Source organism: Gottfriedia luciferensis (assembly GCF_002156865.1).
GTDB lineage: Bacteria > Bacillota > Bacilli > Bacillales > Bacillaceae_G > Gottfriedia > Gottfriedia luciferensis.
The window spans coordinates 1-17,906 of sequence record NZ_NCTA01000027.1 but is presented as its reverse complement, the minus strand read 5'-3'; the positions used below and the strand labels follow the sequence as shown (position 1 = coordinate 17,906).

Genomic DNA, 17,906 nt, shown 5'->3' with positions numbered 1-17,906 from the left:
ATGAAAGAAGAACTTCGACGAATGCTCAGTTTGCGTTCAATTGTCAGTATTGGAGCAGGTTTAGTATTTTGTGCACTGGAATATAATGTCGCTGCGGGAGTAGCTGGTTATGTTTCAGGTGATTCAGCTTGGATACCGATTTTAATAACTGGAATGATCATGCTAATTGCTTGGGCTAGTTTTAGTGAATTGAACGGTTTATATCCAACAGCAGCAGCGATACGATTATTTATGGCTAAGTCGATGAGCGATCGTGTCTCTGTAACCATTACGTTTACCTACATGCTCGCTGTTGTATTAATTATAGCCGCAGATGCCTTTATTGTTGGAACTACATTAGATTTTGTTTTCGGTGGCGGTTTATGGTTATCGATTTTGTTTATCGTGCTAATTCTTGGACTTGCAACTTATACCAACTTAAAAGGTATAAAGATGGCTGCTAGTTTGCAAGACGTAGGTACATATATCGTTCTTCTAGTCACGTTGATTGTGGTCATAATTGGTTTTGCAAGACATGGATTTGAATTAAATCAACCTTTTAATCCGCTTGAAAAACACGGTACTGTTGGATTACTTCAGGCAATCGCGCTTGCGATTTTCGGTTATGCAGGATTTGAATGGGTAACTACAAATGCCGAAGAAGTTCGAAAACCCTCTTATATTCCCAATGGGATGTTATTAACGATCATAGTCTGTTTTATAGTATTTACAGCAATCACTGTTGGAATGGGACATTTCCTAAGCCCTGCTCAATTAGAAACTCCATATCCGCAAATCTATTTTGCACAAAAATGTCTTGGTGTAGTAGGCGTTTACATTATGGTTGCAGTAACGTCACTTACTGCAATTAACACTTTTAATGGTGGGTTTCTTACAGGGTCTAGATTCATGTATGCAATTGCACGTGAAGGAGTCCTTCCACCGTCATTTTCAAAGCTAAATAATCGAGCTGTTCCATATGTTGCAGTATGGACACTTTCAATATTGTCTTTAGTCATATCAGTTTACGTTGGAATTACGGGAAATTGGCAAGTAATTGTTGCGTTAGGTGCTGTTTTAGAAGCAATGATTTATGCAGTATCTTGTTATTGTGTAATTCGCTTACGACGCAAGCAACCAAGTCAAACAAGAACGTTTAAGATGTTTGCAGCTCGTTTATTAGCACCTTATGGAATAATTATATTCTCTACTTTAGCTTTGATAGCTAGTGTTACTGTTGGTGTAGAAATTAATCCACTACCATTAATAATCCTACTCGTCGTTATTACACTTTCTGCAATTTATGCTATCTATGTACTACCTAAAATAAGAGAAAAAGAAGCAGCTCGAAAAGCAAGTAGACCTAAACGACGTCCAGTACGTGAGAAAACAGAAGAAAATATTAATATCTAATTCACTATTATAAATTCATAAATAAAAAAATAACTGTTGATAATCCAACAGTTATTTTTTATAAATTTAATGTTGTTATACTAAATGATTATATCCTTTTAGTAACATATTAGAAACTAATGGAATTAATAGTTTGGAAACTCAAACACAATTTTGTAAAGTATTTAAAAAGTAATTAATAGAACGCCTAACGCTTTAAAGTTATTTACATTTTAATATTTTTGCCAATCAAAGGAGAGAAGTTAATTGGAAGATTTACTAAATGTAGAGATCAAACAGTCAGATTATAGTTCTGAGATTTCAGCTCAAAGAAAATTCTTTCAAAGTGGTGCAACAAAATCTTATCAGTTTAGAATTAGGCAATTAGATAAATTATATAAGGTAATCTCAGAAAATGAAAAACTAATTTTAGAAGCTGTTAAAAAAGATTTAAATAAAAGTGTATTTGAAGGTTTTTTTGGAGATGTTGCACTAATTTTGCATGAAATATCATTTGTGAAGAAACATTTATCGAAATGGATGAAACCAGAAGCTGTACGTACTCCAATTACTCACTTTGGAAGTAGCTGTAAAATTTTTCACGAACCTTATGGAGTAAACTTAATTATTTCCCCGTGGAATTATCCATTTCAATTATCATTTATCCCACTAATTGGTGCGATTGCTGGGGGGAATACTGCAGTCGTAAAGCCTTCAGAGCTTTCACCAAATTCTTCGGCATTAATCGCTAGATTAATAAAAGAGACTTTTTCAAATGAATATGTTATTTGTATCGAAGGTGGAATTGAAGTAAGTAATGCCTTATTGAATAAGCAATTTGATCACATATTTTTTACAGGTAGTGTTCCAGTTGGAAAGATTGTTATGGAAGCAGCAAGTAAAAATTTAACTCCAGTTACACTAGAGCTTGGAGGAAAGAGTCCGACGATTATCGATTCTAGCGCGAATATAAAGCTAGCTGCTCGAAGGGTTGCATGGGGCAAGTTTTTTAATGCAGGTCAAACATGTGTTGCACCAGACTATCTATATGTACATAAATCAATTGAAAATGAGTTTCTAAGTACTTTAAAAGATGAAATCATAAAATTATATACAAATAATGCACTAAATTTTAGTGACTATGCACATATCATTAATGTAAGACATTTCTCAAGGTTAAAAAGTTTATTGAATGGACCATCAGTATATTTTGGTGGTAGAACAGACGAAAATACGTTAGCGTTTGAGCCGACGATATTGACGAATGTTTCAAAAGACCATCCTGTAATGAAGGAGGAAATATTTGGTCCAATTCTTCCAGTATTATCGTTTGATTCAATAGAAGAGGTAATTGCTGAAATAAATAAAAATCCGAAACCTTTAGCACTTTATTTATTTACAGAAAATAAATCAGTAAAAGAGAAGATCATTAAAAATATACCATTTGGTGGTGGAAGTATAAATGATACATTGTTTCACTTAGCAACTCCACATTTACCGTTTGGAGGAGTTGGTTCAAGTGGACATGGATCATATCATGGTATCCATTCATTTAAGTGTTTTACCCATGAAAAAAGTGTTCTTTCTCAAACAACTAAATTTGATTTAAGTGTACGTTACCATACAACTAGAGGTGCTCTTAATATTATACGTATGTTATTTAAATAATCATAAGAAAAAAGCCGTTATTATTTTAAACGGCTTTTTCAATTTATAAGACAACTTCTTTGAATTGAATATTCTTATTAACAGGTAAATAAATCATAAATTCCGAGCCTACATTCAGTTTACTTTGTACTTCAATAAAGCCACCGTGTGCATTAACAATTTCTTTAACAATTGCTAGTCCTACTCCGTTTCCTTGAATAGAGGAATTCCTTGCGTGATCAACTCGATAAAAACGATCAAATATGAAAGGTAAATAATCTTCTGCAATACCCCATCCATAATCCCGAACAGATACAACAACATACTCTTTATCCTCAAACACATTGATTTCGATTGGACTGTTTTGGTATGAATACTTTTTCGCATTTTCAATCAAATTCAAAATTGCCCGTTCAATATATTTATGATCCATAAAGATGAATGGTAAATCATCAGCAATTTTAAAATGAATAGTCTTTTCATGTACGAATACCTCACTAATTTGTATGAAATATTCATTAGAATCAACCATTTCATAATGAAATACTTGTTCATTCAACTCGACGTTATTTAATTCAGATACACTTTTTACAAGCTGATCAATCGAATGTAAATGTTTTTGAATTCTTGCAAGATATTCATCAATTTTCTCTGAATCAATCATTCGATCTTCAATCGCATCAATATACCCTAATACGATAGTAAGGGGAGTTTTTATGTCATGTGCAATGTTAGAAAACATAATTTTTCTTGCCTGTTCCATTGATTTTAATTTCTCATTTGTTTCTTGCAAAGAGCCATTTACGATGCTTAATTGTTTTGTTCTTTCTAAAACCTTTTCTTCGAGTTGTATATTTAAACTTTGGTATTTTGAAATTAAATCATTCATTTTATTTGCCATCAAGTTAAATGATTGACTGAGTAATTGAAATTCTTCTAATGATTGATCCTTAATTTTAACTTGAAATTTTTCATCACTTATAGAGCTAATTCCTTTTAATAATTCAAGAATAGGTTTTGTAAAATGTTTCCAAATTGCTATCGTTACAAAAACTAATATGGAAATAACTAGACAAATTAATCCAATAAATTGAAGAGAAAATGATTTAATATATTCTTGTAATTGACTCTCCATTACATATCTAACATGACTAATAATTTCATTTTTAGGTATGACGTATGCAATTTTCCAATTTGTCTCTTTTACACCAGATACTAAAACGATTTTTTTCTCATTATTAATATTAATAAACATAGGTTTTTCACTGTTATATAATTTCTGTTTTAGATCATTTGTAAGATATTTTAGATCATTATCAGCTTTTTTTTGGCTGGCAATTAAATCATAATTTGAATCAAGTAAAATTGCATAAGCAGTAGGTTCTTTAAAGTGAAAATTTAAAAAGTGATTAACTACTTGTGAAATTGTAATATCAGTAACTAATGCTCCAGCAAATTCATTATTATTTTTATAGATTGGTAAAGAAAGAGAAAATACTTTTTTTCGATGTGTTAAATCAATTAATGGTCTTGTCCATTTTGCATCCTTAAAATTCGAATTTTTAGAAGGATAGAAAGGTAATTTCGTTATATCAATCTTTGGATTAAAGTACTTGTTGTTAACTTCCGATTTCACATTTGCATTTGGATATGCCCGCCAATAAGATTGCGGCCCAATATAATAGATACTTGCAACTCTTGAATCTTGGTTTAAAAATCTTCTAAATACACCCTCAAGTGACTTGGATACGATCAAATTATTTATTACATTCTTAGAAAGATTTATGTTAGCGCTTACACCTGCGTTTGAATAATCGCCTTTTATTTGTTCCCAATAATACCCGTCATTTTCTTTTGTTAAGGAAAGCTTATAATTTTTTTGAATGATAGGATTTGAAAACAAATCATCTGCTACAGTTTGAATGATTTGAACCTGATTTTTAATGGAATGTAATTGTTCATTTATGATATCAGCTTGTTTAACTAAGTTCTCTTGATGAAGAAATATAGAATAATTTAAAAGTATATTTTCAATCTTATTACCAGTATTTGAGAGTGTTTTCTCAGAACTATTCATCGCAAAATAAAAAATAATAATGATTGGAGTAATAGTTATTAATAAAAATGTAATTAGCATTCTTCCTCTGAATGTGGAAAGAATTTTCTTTAAAAGATTAGTAGGATTTTTGTATTTCTTCATTAAACTTATAGCCTACCCCTCGAATGGTCTGGATGATTGGAGGATTTCTCGATTCGCCACCGAGTTTTTTCCTTATTTTTCCGATATGTACCATTACGGTTTTAAGATCTGCAAAGGATTCATAACCCCAAACTTTCTCTAATAGGTGTACTGAGCTAAACACTTGTTGTGGGTGAGACATAAAAAAGCTTAGTAGTTGAAATTCTTTTGAAGTTAATGAAACTAAATTACTTTCGAAATAGCACTCATGTTTTTCGATATTAAGAGAAATTGATTGTGAACGTAATTCTTTATCTTCCTTTGGTACATGAGCATTCCCATATAAGTATAGGTTTCTTCTTAAATGCGCCTTAATCCTCGCAATTAATTCATGGATACTAAAAGGTTTTCCGATGTAATCATCAGCTCCAACACTTAAACCTGTTACTTTATCAATTTCAGAATCCTTACAACTAAGGAAAAGGATGGGGGAGGACGTCATATTTCTTACTTGGCGACATAACTCGATACCATCTAAATCTGGTAAAAAAACATCTAAAATAATAAGATGAGGATTAGAATTTTTAACTTTTGTTATAGCTTCTATCGCATTACTAGCTTCAATGATAGTAAAACCTTCTTTTTTTAAGTAAATACTAATTAACTCCCGTATTTCCTTTTCATCATCCACAAGCAATATAGTTGAATTATTCATTTTTTAGATCCCCTCTAGTAGTCAGTCTCATGTTATTTTAAGGTAATTCAATGATTAAATGTCGAATTATCAGATTTTTAAGATAATAATAACATATTTTGCGATTTATTTATCATTTAACTTTAGATAGACTGTAACTAGTTTATTTAAGGTAGAAGTTTTGTTTCTTATTCAACTAACGAACGCGTTAGTTGAAGATCATTAAGGCTGCTCCGGCAGTCTTTTTCTTATTTAAGTAAATGGCAGGATAGTTCAATAAGGTTATATAATCTAATATACTATTTATGGTAGATGTTTATAGTAAATCATAGGATTACTAAAAGTAATTTCAAGGGAGAACTAACCAATGAATATTGTTCAAATTGTAGATAAATTAAAAGAAAAAGGTGTAAAATTTTCAGAAGGTTTAAAGGAAAAAGAGGTAGTTGAAATAGAGGAGTTATATAAAATAAAGTTCCCGCCAGACTTAAAAGAATTCCTTATGTATGCATTACCAATATCAGATGAGTTTATAAACTGGAACGATAAAAGTAAAGGAAATATTAATAAAATAACTGATCGTTTACAATGGCCATTAGAGGGGATTATTTTTGATATTGAACATAATGAATTTTGGTTGAATGATTGGGGTAAAAAGCCATCAACTTTTAAAGATTCTGTCGATATTGCTACATTTCATTATAATAAAGCACCAAAATTAATACCAATATGTTCGCACAGATACATTCCTTCAACCCCATACGAGTACGGAAATCCCATTATGTCTGTATATCAAACAGATATTATCTACTATGGTGAAAACTTACTTTCTTATTTGTTAGTTGAATTTAAAATAAAGAAATATGATGATATAGATTTTGAAAATATAAAAAAAATACCTTTTTGGAGTAATATTATAGATTTGTGGGTTGATGAAGAATAATTAGCTAATTTAGATTCATTGGTCAAAAACTCTTAATTCCTTATTCAACTATCGAGCGCGTTAGTTGAAGATCATGAGTCACAGAAGTGTGGCTCATTTTTTATTGAACAAACTGGCAGGATTGTAGAATAATGATTTTATAAGACTTATATTAAATAATGGATAAATATGGTAATGTTATAAGGTGAACAATTTGCAGATTTAAGTGTAAATGGAGATGAGCATTAAGAAAATAAACAATTACTTCATTCAATTAGCAATTTTGATAATAGTTATTTTTGGAGGTACTTTCGTTATTCGTTATTTTAGAACGGGAGAACTTTTATTAGATCAAATTATAGGTCTTTCAATGGGCTTATTAATCTTAATTTTTTCATTAATTTGGAGAAGTACTAATAAACTATCCTGAAGTTCATATATTCTCTGCGACATTATAAATACTTTTCTAATACAACTAACGAGCGCATTAGTTGAACGACTTGATCGACTTACTTTTTAGTCGATTTTTTTTATTTTACACTCGTTTTTAGATAAATAATAAATGTTATTATATTGCTAACAGAATTAATAGAAGGACGGTAAAAATCAAATGAATAAACCTTTTGATTGTATTACAGACTTTATTTTTGTAGAAAACGAGATTGAAAAGGCAGATGTAATTCTTATTCCAGGTTCTGATCATCCTCAACTAATGGAAAAAGCCAGTTTATTGTATAAACAAGGATTTGCTCCTTATATATTACCTTCTGGTGGATATAAAGATAGTATTGGGACCACTGAGTGGGATTATTTATGTAAAATTGGAATTGAAAATGGAGTACCAGCAAATGCCATATTGAAAGAAGATAAAGCACAACATACTTTGGAAAATGCACGTTTTTCATTTGAGGTTCTACAGGATAAAGGAATAAAGCCTAAAAAGGTTATAATTGTCTGTAAAGCTGGTCACTCACGTCGTGCACTATTATGTTATCAATCCGAGCTTCCAATAGAAACTGAGATTATGGTTTCGCCAGTTATTGATAGGTTTGGAATAACAAAAGAAAATTGGTATTTATCTGAAATAGGTATTAATCGAATAACATCTGAGGTTGAGAAAGTTGGTAAGTACTTCAAAGTTATTTTTCCACATATGGTTAGCCAAAAATAATTTTTATTCAACTAAAGAGCGCTTTAGTTGAACCAAAATAGCCTACTTTGGTAGTCTATTTTTTTATTGCTCCAATTGGCAGTTTAGTGAAATAAGGAATGATATAATAGAAGTAAAATAATTGAGTAGAGGTATATTTTTATTGAAAAAGAAAGCAAAATTTAAGAAGAGCATTATATTAATAGCATTATTACTTTTATCCTGTTTTTTACTTATCAAATGCAATATACCGGATAGGGAAAGAGATCAAATTTCCATTAAAAGACTGAATCTAAAGTATGTAATAGAAAATGATCCAGATTTTTTTATTGAATCTTTACGTGTGAATGTGAATGACAAATAGTTAGGAAAACACGTTGATCTAAATAGTGCAGATTACGGATGGATGTTAGGATTATTGCTGGAAAATAAGAAAGAAATTTACGAAGAAAGAAAACCGAATACATACAAAGTAAAGCTAACTTTTATGGAGTATGGATGGACATTCGAGCACGATACAAGCCCATATGATGGCAAACAATCTACATTTTATATTAGTCAAAAACTGAAAAATCAATTTATCAAATCCTACTTGGTTTCGTATCCTAGAAATATCGTTTTAACAAAATCGAAATATAGCTGGGATGAAAAGATAAATGGAATAATAACTATTGCGAAATACACTTCACTTGACCAAGGCTTAATCCTTGCAATAGCCGGTAATAATGGTGATTTTTCAGAAAGACTTATTAAAATAGCTGATTTATTTTCTAAAAAAACACAACCAAATGATGAAATAATAACGATTCCATTTAGTTTTAAGTTGTCCGATTATCAAAAGCAATTGGGAGACAGTAATAAAGTTTATATCGAATTAATAAGTACTGACGGTGAGTTGGTCTATGTTGAAGACAAATTACCATTAAAAACAAAATAATATATTAATTTATATTTTCTTATGCAACTAACGAAAGCGTTTGTTGAACAATAAATGACTACTTCGGTAGTCTTATTTTTTTCGTTATTGGGTTGTGTAGTTGAACAAGAAAAAAGGAAAAACAGCTATTATATAGAATAAAAAAATAACAGAGAATTGTAAAATATTGGAAAAGTTTACATTCTAAGATGGATATTCAAATTAAGATAAATTTTACAGGAGGTTTTTATGGGAGATTCTGGAGATTCTTTATTTTATATTATACTTTTAATCTTATTATTTATTATTAATAGTAGAGCCATTAAACAATATAGAAAGAAAAAGAGTAACTTAATGTTATTAGGCTTATTAATTAGCATTCTTGCACCAGTAATTGCCATCTTAATTGGCCTAATTTTTGTAGCCTTAGATAAGGGTACCGGAGGCGACGGAGTAGGTGGAGCTCTAGCAACAGCAGCTTTAGGATGGGTAATTGTGTTAAATGGGATTATTTATATTGTAATTGGTATTATACTTAAAATAAAAAGTATGATCAGTAATAGAAAACCTTTATAAAATTTAATTATTTCTTATTCAACTAACTGGCGCGTTAGTTGATTAGGATATTAAAATATTCTTATATGGAGAATGGACATATGGATAAAAACATAAACAATGAGGTTATCAATCAAATATTTTTTGTAGATGGAAGTCTAAGAGATATTTATGTTTTTAACGTAGATTTAGAGGAGTGGCAAAGATTATATGAATTAATCCAGAGTACTACTTGGGATATTATTTTATATAAAAATGGACAGAAATCTGAGAATGAGGATACAACTATTTATAAGTTATTTAAAGAAAAAGAGAACCACAGTATTATGATGACTATTAATATTAAAGGTATTTTTATAAATTGCTATTTCTTTTCGAGCACAGAAATTGAATTTGATATTGATCCAAAAGAAGTTAAGGGTGTGTCTGATGTAGAAATAGTTTTCGATTTTATGAAAAAAATATCAAAGGTACTTGGAAAGGAAAGTATTCTCACTGTAGAAAGCGATCCAGATAATCCATTAGTAACAGTTCACTCAGATGGAACTTTACATATTAATATTTAATCCATGTTACTATTCAACTAATGAGCGCGTATTTGAACAAAGAGATTTAAATAATAATAGAGAAATGACCAAATAATAAAAGGTTGGAAATTATGAAGAAAGAAATTCATGAATTGTTTAATGATCTCAATTTATTCGCAGAACAAATAGCAAATGTAAGCTTAACGAATTTATTGTTTGATGTATATGAATTTAAAATTAACGCAATGCAAGTAAACTTAATCTTTACAGAAAAAGGTCAATTTGATAATGTTCAAACTGCATTTTCTGCATTATTTAAAAAAGAATTGTTCGACTCAGAGGAATGGAATATTAATGATGATCCAAGCCCTTCAGATAAAGAATGGAAAACAACACTTAAAAATCTATGGATTAATACATATTATCCGAAAGAAATTATTTGCATAGAGACAATAAACAAAGGTGATTTTATACATAGATTTAAAAATGAATTAGTTGCGGTTAATGCCCCAAAAACAGCAATTAGAGAATTTTTAAATAGATTAAAATATGCTGAAACAATAAAAGTGAAAAAAGGATATATTTATGATTACTTTTTTGGACAATCTGAAGACTATTACTTTGTTTTTGAATGGGGAATTTATGCTTGAGTCGCATTCGTTACTCGTTACGTTATTGAACTATTGAAAGCTTTAGTTCAACAACAGATAGGCTGCATAGGCAGCCTTTTTATTATGCAAACTGGATAATTTTTTATGTTTTAAATTAAAAAATAAAACAATTAACTCGATATATAATTTAATAAGGATGTTACTATTAGGAATTCAAGTGTTGGTATAATTTCGTGTTGTTTGAACAGGGATTGGAATTAATTATACATTTGGATACAGAAAGGATAAATGAAATTGAGTGAAAACATTAAAATTAGTATTGATAGTCATCTTTTCATTTAGTGTATTATCGATAATTTCCCTCTTCTTACCAGGGACTTTTATGTACTACACTTCACTTTGGGAGGACAAAGTAGCTGATTTTGATACTTATAAAGATGATTTCCAGACTGTAGCGAACGTGGCTTATCGTGAATTTAACAAAGGTCAAATGATGGAATCTTATTTAAAGGTAAATGAGAATCCTGATGGAACAGTCTATTTAAAGTATATAGATGTGAACACTGAAGATTACGTTGAAGTAAAGATGAGCCAAAAAGAGCAAGAATCTCTTGAGAAAATTGTAGCAAATGCTTTTCGTCAAAGTGATGGTAGGAGGTTATCCTTAATAAGAGTTTATAAGAACCAAGTGCAATTTGAAATCGAAAATGGTCGATATTCATTGGTATACAGAAAAGATAGGTATAAACCTAAATATTTAACTAAATCGTATACAAAAAGAACCTTTAAGATAAAGAAAATATCAGATCACTGGTATCATGCAAGGGTCGTAGAGGATTAAAAGTCGATTTGATTTCTCTCTTTATCCAAAAATTAAATGATTTTCTTATAGAACTAACGAACGCAATAGTTGAACAACATGATCGACGATCTGTCGGTCATTTTTTATTGAACAAAATGGCAGGATAGTTCAATAAGGAAAGACGGATTAAATAAAAAATTGTATTATAGAAATACATTTAGCTTTAGGAGGATAACATGAATCTTTCAAACTTAAACATAGATATTATAAACAAAGGTGCGAGTAAAAAAGAGGTTTGCGAAGTTGAACAAGAGATGGATTGTGCTTTACCTGTGGTATATACAAATTTACTTCAACATGTGAATGGATTTTTAACTGATGAAGGAGTTCTTATTTACGGCACAGAAGAACTTGTAGAACGCAATCTAACCTTTGAGGTTTCTGAATATGCTACAGGGTATGTTGCAATAGGAGATGACAGTGGAGGAACTGTATTTCTTATGTTACAAGGAAAAGAGTCGAGTCAGTTAATAACTGTTGATGTTGGTGACATGAATCCTGCAAATGGAATAGTACTTTCTTCTGATTTTTATGAATGGATAACTGAAGGATGCCCACTTCCAGAATGATAAAAATATTAGTATTTTCTTATGCAACTAAGCGCGTTAGTTGCACAACATGAGTTGCTTAGGCATCTCTTTTTTGTTCAACTAAATGGCAGTTCAGTTCAACAAGAAAAAATTGGATTTGAAAAATTTTCCATAAATGATTAAGGTAACAAAGTAGAATTACGGAAAACTTTAAGGAGTATAGCTAATGAGGAAAATATTACTTCGATGGAGTATTGCTCTGTCAGGTTTGTACATGATATGTCATGTTTTATTTGATTTTAACAATACTCGAATCCTAAGAATTTTAACTAATCTAATTGATTTAGTCTTTTGGTCAAGTATTCTTCTATATTTATATTTGAGAGAAAAGGAGAAAAAAATTAAATAGCCTTTTGTTCAAACTAAAAATCAATAAAGGGAAATACATCATGAAATATATCAAATTCTTTTTTTTTCAGTTCATATTAATTAGTTGTCTATTTTATATAAATTTTTATACTGATAAGTATATTAGCAATCCATTTAGCAGAGAAGATTTAATAGGAATAGTCCTCGGTATTTTACAGATACCTTTTTTCTTACTAATTTTTAAAGTATTCACACGTTTCAACTTTATCAGTAAAACGGTAAGAGTCTTTTTATCTCTACTTTCTGGTCTGTTCTCTGCATTAATAATCGGAATGCTTCTCGGACAAGTTTTACCTGACTTATTCCACTAACGAGCGCGTTAGTTGAATATTTAGGCAGCCGGTGGCTGTCTTTTTATTTTGTATTTGAAAGTTATACAAGAAACCATCTAAATTGAACTTGCCAGATTTTAAAAAATGGTTTGTTAAACCGATATATAATTAATAAGGATGGACAACTATGAAGGAAAGTGGACTATTTGATAGGTCTGTATTAAAAATTAGTGTATTACGTACTTTAACAAACTTTGGAGTTGAATGATGATGCTCATATTTGAATACTTAATAGAATTATTTCCTATTATATCAGGTATTACAATATTAATGATTTATACTTTGTTATACCTTATCTCTAAAAAAATGATTGTAGAATTTCCTTTTATTTTAAGTGCAATTGTAAACTTATTGTTATTTCCATTATCTTTTTTATTTAGTACTTTGCCAACAGAAGATACAGACGGTAGGACGTTTTTTACTAATCTGGCTACTTTTTTACATTTCGAAGGAGTTCCATTAGTTTGGTTTGTTTTTTCATTCTTTATTTATAAAAGATTTTCGAAAAAATCAAAATTGCCAATTTAACTTTGAGCGAAATTTATATGTACAATATATATGTACTTATTAAATTTTATTGTTATAAAACTAACGAGCGCGTTAGTTGTACAAACTTAGGAGTTGATAATGATCGACTCCTTTTTATTCGTCAGTAATATTGAGAAAGGAGTTTTATCAATATTAATAGAATCTATTAAATTGTGTATTTAAATTAATTATGGATCACTTATAAATAGGAGCCTTTTTATGAAAAATAAGAAAATATTTTTTTATGTTTGTACATTGTTAGTTGTTTTATTTTCAATTAATCTATATAACCATAAAACGGATAAAGTACAGGTAAAAATAGAAAAATCTAACAAGTTTACTGAAGATGAAATAAATTCAGCAATAACTATTGTGAAAAAAAATTTCAAGTTTCAGGGATGCGAGCTTACAGATATATGGTATTCTGAAAAAAAATCTGAGGCGTTAACCAAAGCATATTTGAAAAATGGTGGAGGTTATGAAAAAGGGATAAAGGAAGACAACGTAATTGTATTACTATCTAATTTTAATGTAAATTCTTCTGGTGGTGATGGTAGTTTCGAGCCAAATTCAACTCAGTCTAACTGGAGTTGGACTCTAATTAGGGATAATAAAAAAGGGAGATGGAGTGTTGTTGGTTCGGGATATAATTAAAGATATAAATTCATATTTGTTCAACTAACGAGCGCTTTAGTTTAACTACATGATCGACTGTATAGTCGATTTTTTTGCGCTATATGGCAGATAAGTCAAAGAAGGAAAGGTCGTCGATAAAAGGAATATAATTAAAAAACCAAAAGGAAGGAAGTCTAGTATTGTTAAATTTTATTAAAGTTTCTCTTGAACATATTGATAAAATAATAAGTTTGCGATTGGCACTTTTAAAAGAATTGGGTGAATTGAAGTCTGCTGAAGAGGTATATCTTATTGAAACTTCTACAAGAGAATATTTAAATACAGCACTTTCAAAAAATGAATTTATATCCTATATGGTAGAAATGGATGGGTTACCCGTAAGTATTAGTGGTATGGTTTTGTTTAAAAGACCGCCATATTTAGAGAATTTGCAAGGGATTGAAGCCTATATTCTAAACATGTACACAGTTCCAAAATATCGTGGTAAAGGTTTTGCACGAAGATTGCTTGAACAATGTATCGATGAATGCAAAAAATGTGGTGTTAAACGAATTTGGTTACACGCTTCCGAGGATGGCGCACCACTATATAAAAAAATGGGTTTTACCAACAAAGATCATGAAATGCAACTATTTATATAAACAATCTACTCTTCAACTAAAGAGAGCGTTAGTTGTGGTTCTTTAATTAAAGGATTAAAATATCTCTTTGTCGAAATGATTAAAGAGGTGATGATATGAAACTAGAAGTCAAATATAGGTTGTTTAATTGGAACGGTCGTAACTACATAGCAGAAAACTATAATAGAAGCTCTATAATAGAAATTGCTCATACAGAAAATGAAGCTGAAATGGATAAACTTATTAAATCTGAGTTGTCAATTGAAATTAACAAACCAATAAATGAGATTAAGGTCTTAAGATTTAGAAGGCTTTTATAAAATGATGGAAATATGAGATTAACCTAACGATTCGATAGTTGAAGATCAAGAGCAGCCATTGGCTGTTTTTTTATTTAGGTATTTGGCAATAAGGATAAAGGTAATTATTTGAAAAATGTCGAAATATATAATCCTAGAAAAAAGGTATTTTGCGTGGAGGAAATAGTATGAAACAAGATTTAAAAAATAAAGTGGATATCACTGTTCGTCCTTATGTTGAAGATGACTTTTCTCATATTCATAATTTAAACATAAAGGAAAAATGGAATAATCTCGTTGAAAAAAGTGAAGATACACAAAAAGCTTGGGAGAATTCGAATATTAAATATGTGGCGTGTTTTAATGAATCGATTATTGGATATATCAGAGGATTAACGGATGGTAATATTACCCTATTTGTATCAGAATTATTAATAGATGAAAATTATCGAGGGTTGGGAATTGGTACGAAATTGTTAAAACATGTTCATAAAATATATCCTAAAACTCGAATTGACCTTCTAGCGACAAGTTCATCTCAAACTTACTATGAGAGCAATAAGTTTAGAAGTTTTTATGGGTTTAGAAAGACAATAATAGAATGGGATTAATGTATAATCTAACGCTAGCGATATTTACATATGATAAGATTCATTACTTATTTTTAAACTAAATGAGCTAACTAATTTGAAATAGAGGTTCTGCAATAATAATTGAAAATCAAAAAGTTGTTTTGATTAAAAGAAATAGAAACAATTGTGTTTATTATGTATTTCCAGGTGGAGGTATCGAGGAAGGAGAAACACCTGAACAACCCAAAGAGAAGCATTTGAAGAATTAGGAGTTATGATCAATGTTAAAGAATGTATAGAAAAGGTTGAATTTAATGGGATACAATATTTTTTCATATCTGAAATAGTTGAAGGTGAAGTTGGTACTGGTAAGGGTGAAGAATATACCGATATAGATAGAGATAGAGGAACGTACAAACTAATTTGGATGGATATAAAACAGCTTTCTTCGTTCGATGTCAGACCTAAATTAGTAGCAGATAAAATTAAATCCTTATACAACTAACGAGAGCATTAGTTGAAGATCACGAGTCACTTTTGTGGCTCTTTTTATTGTGCTAACGGGCAGTTTAGTTAAATAAGAATACGCAAATATATGTTAAGATTATAAAAAAAGTAGGTGAAAAATGGTGGAGAATATTCTAGTAGATGGAATTAAAGAATTGATTGTTAAACATAAAATAAAGGAACGTACGATAGAAGGATTTTGGCTAAATATAAATAATGCAAAAATTAATGATGATATTGAGCTTGATGACATTTTTAATAGTGTAAATAAAAGCTGGATATGGTTAGAAATCCATAGTGTCTCGCTTTCCATAATAAATAATTATTCTGAATTTATTAAAGCTGAATTACGCGTTTATTTGAAGGATTCATACATAGGTTCTTATTTTAGTGTGTTTACACTAACTGGCGAGGATGAGGATGACCACTATAAGTTTGAGGATTATACATGGATTCGAGGTTTAATAGCAGTAGAAGAAAGAAATGAAGAAATAGCTATTGCTGCAATCGATGAAAATTTATCTGATGAAATTATAAATAAAATTACTGGACTAAGTATTCAAAGAATCGATGAGTTAAAATTAGAAAAGAAAGAATAATCTTCTAATACAACTAATGAGAGCGATAGCTTAATAAAACAAAATTAAAAGAAATAAGGTGGAAATAATGTTAGATACTAACCAAGTTAGGAAACTAATAGAAGAACGTTCTAACCTTGATATAAATGATCCTAAAGTATATGACTATTGGGATAGAATAACAGAATTACTTAGTATTAATGTGAGTGAAACAATCAACTTTCTTAATAGTTGTTCTGAAGGAGAAATTTATTGGATTAGTGAAATTTTTGAAGACGTTTCAGCTAAAGTTAGTAGTATTAATTATATTAAATGTCTAAAGAAATTAGATAAGAAATATCCAAATCTAATGTTATCAAAAGATATTAAGATTGCTGAAGAATGGATGTAAGGTTAATAAAATATTTCTTATTGAACTAACGAACGCAATAGTTATACAACAATTGGGAGGGATAATTCATGCAGTGGTCTCAATGGTTACAAGGAGGTCCTTTCCTTGAGGTTAGCTTCTTGTTAGAACTTAAAAAGAGCAAAAAAGAGACTATACAAGAAATAATCTTAAATTTATCAAAGGTCAGAAATAGAATTGAGATCTATGATAATAACATTGAAGAAATTATCGATTTTTTTGATAGAGGCTATCCTTTTGATGATGAAGACACACAATCAATTTACATGCATTCTCTAAGATTAAGATTATATGTCTATTTAACAAGGAAACGAAAAGCAACACTACAAATTGAAATGGTCTCTTCAAATACAATAATGGTTAACTTCTGGTTTTATGGTTCATACTTTGATTCCAAGGAGTGGGATCAGATTGGAATAGAAAATGAAGAAATTACGGAGTTTACAAATTTTCTTAAAGAGTTGTATTTCGTTTATGAATTTAAAATCGGTGGAATGGCAATTGAGGAAGATGTCATCTCTTTATTTGGATTCGATGAAGCTTGTCCTAATGAATGTTATCGCTATGAGAACATTTCACCTAATCGATTTCTTCAAGATACATACGGTTTTATAGATATAATTTGGAACGAGAAATATAATAAATTAAGCCAAGTTCCTTACAACCATAAAAGGCTTGATAAGGAAGGAATCCTAATTAATATCGGTAGTTTTCAAAGATAATCTTATTGAACTAAAGACTGCGTTAGTTCAATAAGAATGGACTAGATTAGTGCAGGAAGGTATTTCAAAAACGAAATTGAATAGTATGTTAAATAGTAGTACTAGCTGAAGTCTAAATGGAACTGATTGAGTAAGGGGGAGCTGATGAGACGATTAAATAAGTTTTTAGTATTGTTTATCTTATTGCTATTCTTATTAGTGGGTTGTCGCTCTAATCCATTAGGAGGTCAAGCAATCATCGATTGGGTTGACTTCGTGAAATGGGATGGAATAGAGTATAACGGAATCCATTCAGGCATTTTAGCTGATG

At 29.9% G+C, this 17,906-nt stretch carries 20 protein-coding genes and 1 pseudogene; 19 read left to right on the top strand and 2 right to left on the bottom strand.

The window, feature by feature from the left end; translation table 11 throughout:
• Both B7R67_RS15685 and B7R67_RS15680 read left to right on the top strand, forming a co-directional pair.
• On the top strand, positions 1 to 1,392 hold the full coding sequence (locus B7R67_RS15685) for an APC family permease (RefSeq protein WP_088071928.1): 1,392 nt from the start codon (positions 1 to 3) through the stop codon (positions 1,390 to 1,392).
• Positions 1,393 to 1,638: 246 nt separating this feature from the next.
• Positions 1,639 to 3,039: an aldehyde dehydrogenase gene (locus B7R67_RS15680; RefSeq protein ID WP_235822185.1), complete on the top strand. Its 1,401-nt coding sequence runs from the start codon at positions 1,639 to 1,641 to the stop codon at positions 3,037 to 3,039.
• Positions 3,040 to 3,082: 43 nt separating this feature from the next.
• Here the strand turns inward: B7R67_RS15680 and B7R67_RS15675 are convergent, their stop codons facing one another.
• Together B7R67_RS15675 and B7R67_RS15670 are read right to left on the bottom strand one after the other, a co-directional pair.
• A complete protein-coding gene (locus B7R67_RS15675) occupies positions 3,083 to 5,155 on the bottom strand; it encodes a sensor histidine kinase (RefSeq protein WP_158095129.1) in 2,073 nt (690 codons plus the stop codon).
• Positions 5,156 to 5,192: 37 nt separating this feature from the next.
• The gene (locus tag B7R67_RS15670) at positions 5,193 to 5,912 is read right to left on the bottom strand and encodes a response regulator transcription factor (RefSeq protein WP_088071926.1); all 720 of its coding nucleotides are present in this window, start codon (positions 5,910 to 5,912) and stop codon (positions 5,193 to 5,195) included.
• Between the two features lie 346 nt (positions 5,913 to 6,258).
• On the opposite strand from B7R67_RS15670, the gene B7R67_RS15665 reads away from it, so the two are divergent.
• From B7R67_RS15665 to B7R67_RS15570, 17 genes and pseudogenes are all read left to right on the top strand, one after another.
• Positions 6,259 to 6,834, top strand: a complete 576-nt coding sequence (locus tag B7R67_RS15665; RefSeq protein ID WP_088071925.1) for a hypothetical protein — start codon at positions 6,259 to 6,261, stop codon at positions 6,832 to 6,834.
• A 589-nt stretch (positions 6,835 to 7,423) separates the two neighbouring features.
• Positions 7,424 to 7,984: a YdcF family protein gene (locus B7R67_RS15655; protein ID WP_088071924.1), complete on the top strand. Its 561-nt coding sequence runs from the start codon at positions 7,424 to 7,426 to the stop codon at positions 7,982 to 7,984.
• Positions 7,985 to 8,381: 397 nt separating this feature from the next.
• Complete coding sequence (locus B7R67_RS15645) at positions 8,382 to 8,900, top strand: hypothetical protein (RefSeq protein ID WP_088071922.1); 519 nt, start codon at positions 8,382 to 8,384, stop codon at positions 8,898 to 8,900.
• A gap of 228 nt (positions 8,901 to 9,128) precedes the next feature.
• Positions 9,129 to 9,455 (top strand): ABC transporter permease, encoded by a 327-nt coding sequence (locus B7R67_RS15640; protein WP_088071921.1) that lies wholly within the window; start codon positions 9,129 to 9,131, stop codon positions 9,453 to 9,455.
• An 80-nt stretch (positions 9,456 to 9,535) separates the two neighbouring features.
• The gene (locus B7R67_RS15635) at positions 9,536 to 10,000 is read left to right on the top strand and encodes a hypothetical protein (protein WP_088071920.1); all 465 of its coding nucleotides are present in this window, start codon (positions 9,536 to 9,538) and stop codon (positions 9,998 to 10,000) included.
• A gap of 92 nt (positions 10,001 to 10,092) precedes the next feature.
• Positions 10,093 to 10,611 (top strand): hypothetical protein, encoded by a 519-nt coding sequence (locus B7R67_RS15630; protein WP_167374917.1) that lies wholly within the window; start codon positions 10,093 to 10,095, stop codon positions 10,609 to 10,611.
• Positions 10,612 to 10,954: 343 nt separating this feature from the next.
• A complete protein-coding gene (locus tag B7R67_RS15625; protein WP_088071919.1) occupies positions 10,955 to 11,413 on the top strand; it encodes a hypothetical protein in 459 nt (152 codons plus the stop codon).
• 197 nt (positions 11,414 to 11,610) lie between these two features.
• Positions 11,611 to 12,003 (top strand): SMI1/KNR4 family protein, encoded by a 393-nt coding sequence (locus tag B7R67_RS15620; protein WP_088071918.1) that lies wholly within the window; start codon positions 11,611 to 11,613, stop codon positions 12,001 to 12,003.
• Between the two features lie 929 nt (positions 12,004 to 12,932).
• On the top strand, positions 12,933 to 13,253 hold the full coding sequence (locus B7R67_RS15610; protein WP_088071916.1) for a hypothetical protein: 321 nt from the start codon (positions 12,933 to 12,935) through the stop codon (positions 13,251 to 13,253).
• Positions 13,254 to 13,472: 219 nt separating this feature from the next.
• Positions 13,473 to 13,907 (top strand): hypothetical protein, encoded by a 435-nt coding sequence (locus B7R67_RS22395; protein WP_208615660.1) that lies wholly within the window; start codon positions 13,473 to 13,475, stop codon positions 13,905 to 13,907.
• 161 nt (positions 13,908 to 14,068) lie between these two features.
• A complete protein-coding gene (locus tag B7R67_RS15600) occupies positions 14,069 to 14,530 on the top strand; it encodes a GNAT family N-acetyltransferase (RefSeq protein WP_235822184.1) in 462 nt (153 codons plus the stop codon).
• 95 nt (positions 14,531 to 14,625) lie between these two features.
• Positions 14,626 to 14,829, top strand: a complete 204-nt coding sequence (locus B7R67_RS15595) for a hypothetical protein (protein ID WP_088071915.1) — start codon at positions 14,626 to 14,628, stop codon at positions 14,827 to 14,829.
• Positions 14,830 to 14,996: 167 nt separating this feature from the next.
• Positions 14,997 to 15,419 (top strand): GNAT family N-acetyltransferase, encoded by a 423-nt coding sequence (locus tag B7R67_RS15590; protein ID WP_088071914.1) that lies wholly within the window; start codon positions 14,997 to 14,999, stop codon positions 15,417 to 15,419.
• Between the two features lie 95 nt (positions 15,420 to 15,514).
• Positions 15,515 to 15,885, top strand: a pseudogene (locus B7R67_RS15585) (NUDIX hydrolase).
• Positions 15,886 to 16,006: 121 nt separating this feature from the next.
• A complete protein-coding gene (locus B7R67_RS15580; RefSeq protein ID WP_142289576.1) occupies positions 16,007 to 16,486 on the top strand; it encodes a hypothetical protein in 480 nt (159 codons plus the stop codon).
• Between the two features lie 67 nt (positions 16,487 to 16,553).
• Positions 16,554 to 16,856: a hypothetical protein gene (locus B7R67_RS15575; protein WP_088071912.1), complete on the top strand. Its 303-nt coding sequence runs from the start codon at positions 16,554 to 16,556 to the stop codon at positions 16,854 to 16,856.
• Positions 16,857 to 16,924: 68 nt separating this feature from the next.
• Positions 16,925 to 17,596, top strand: a complete 672-nt coding sequence (locus B7R67_RS15570) for a hypothetical protein (RefSeq protein WP_088071911.1) — start codon at positions 16,925 to 16,927, stop codon at positions 17,594 to 17,596.
• Positions 17,597 to 17,906: the final 310 nt, after the last annotated feature.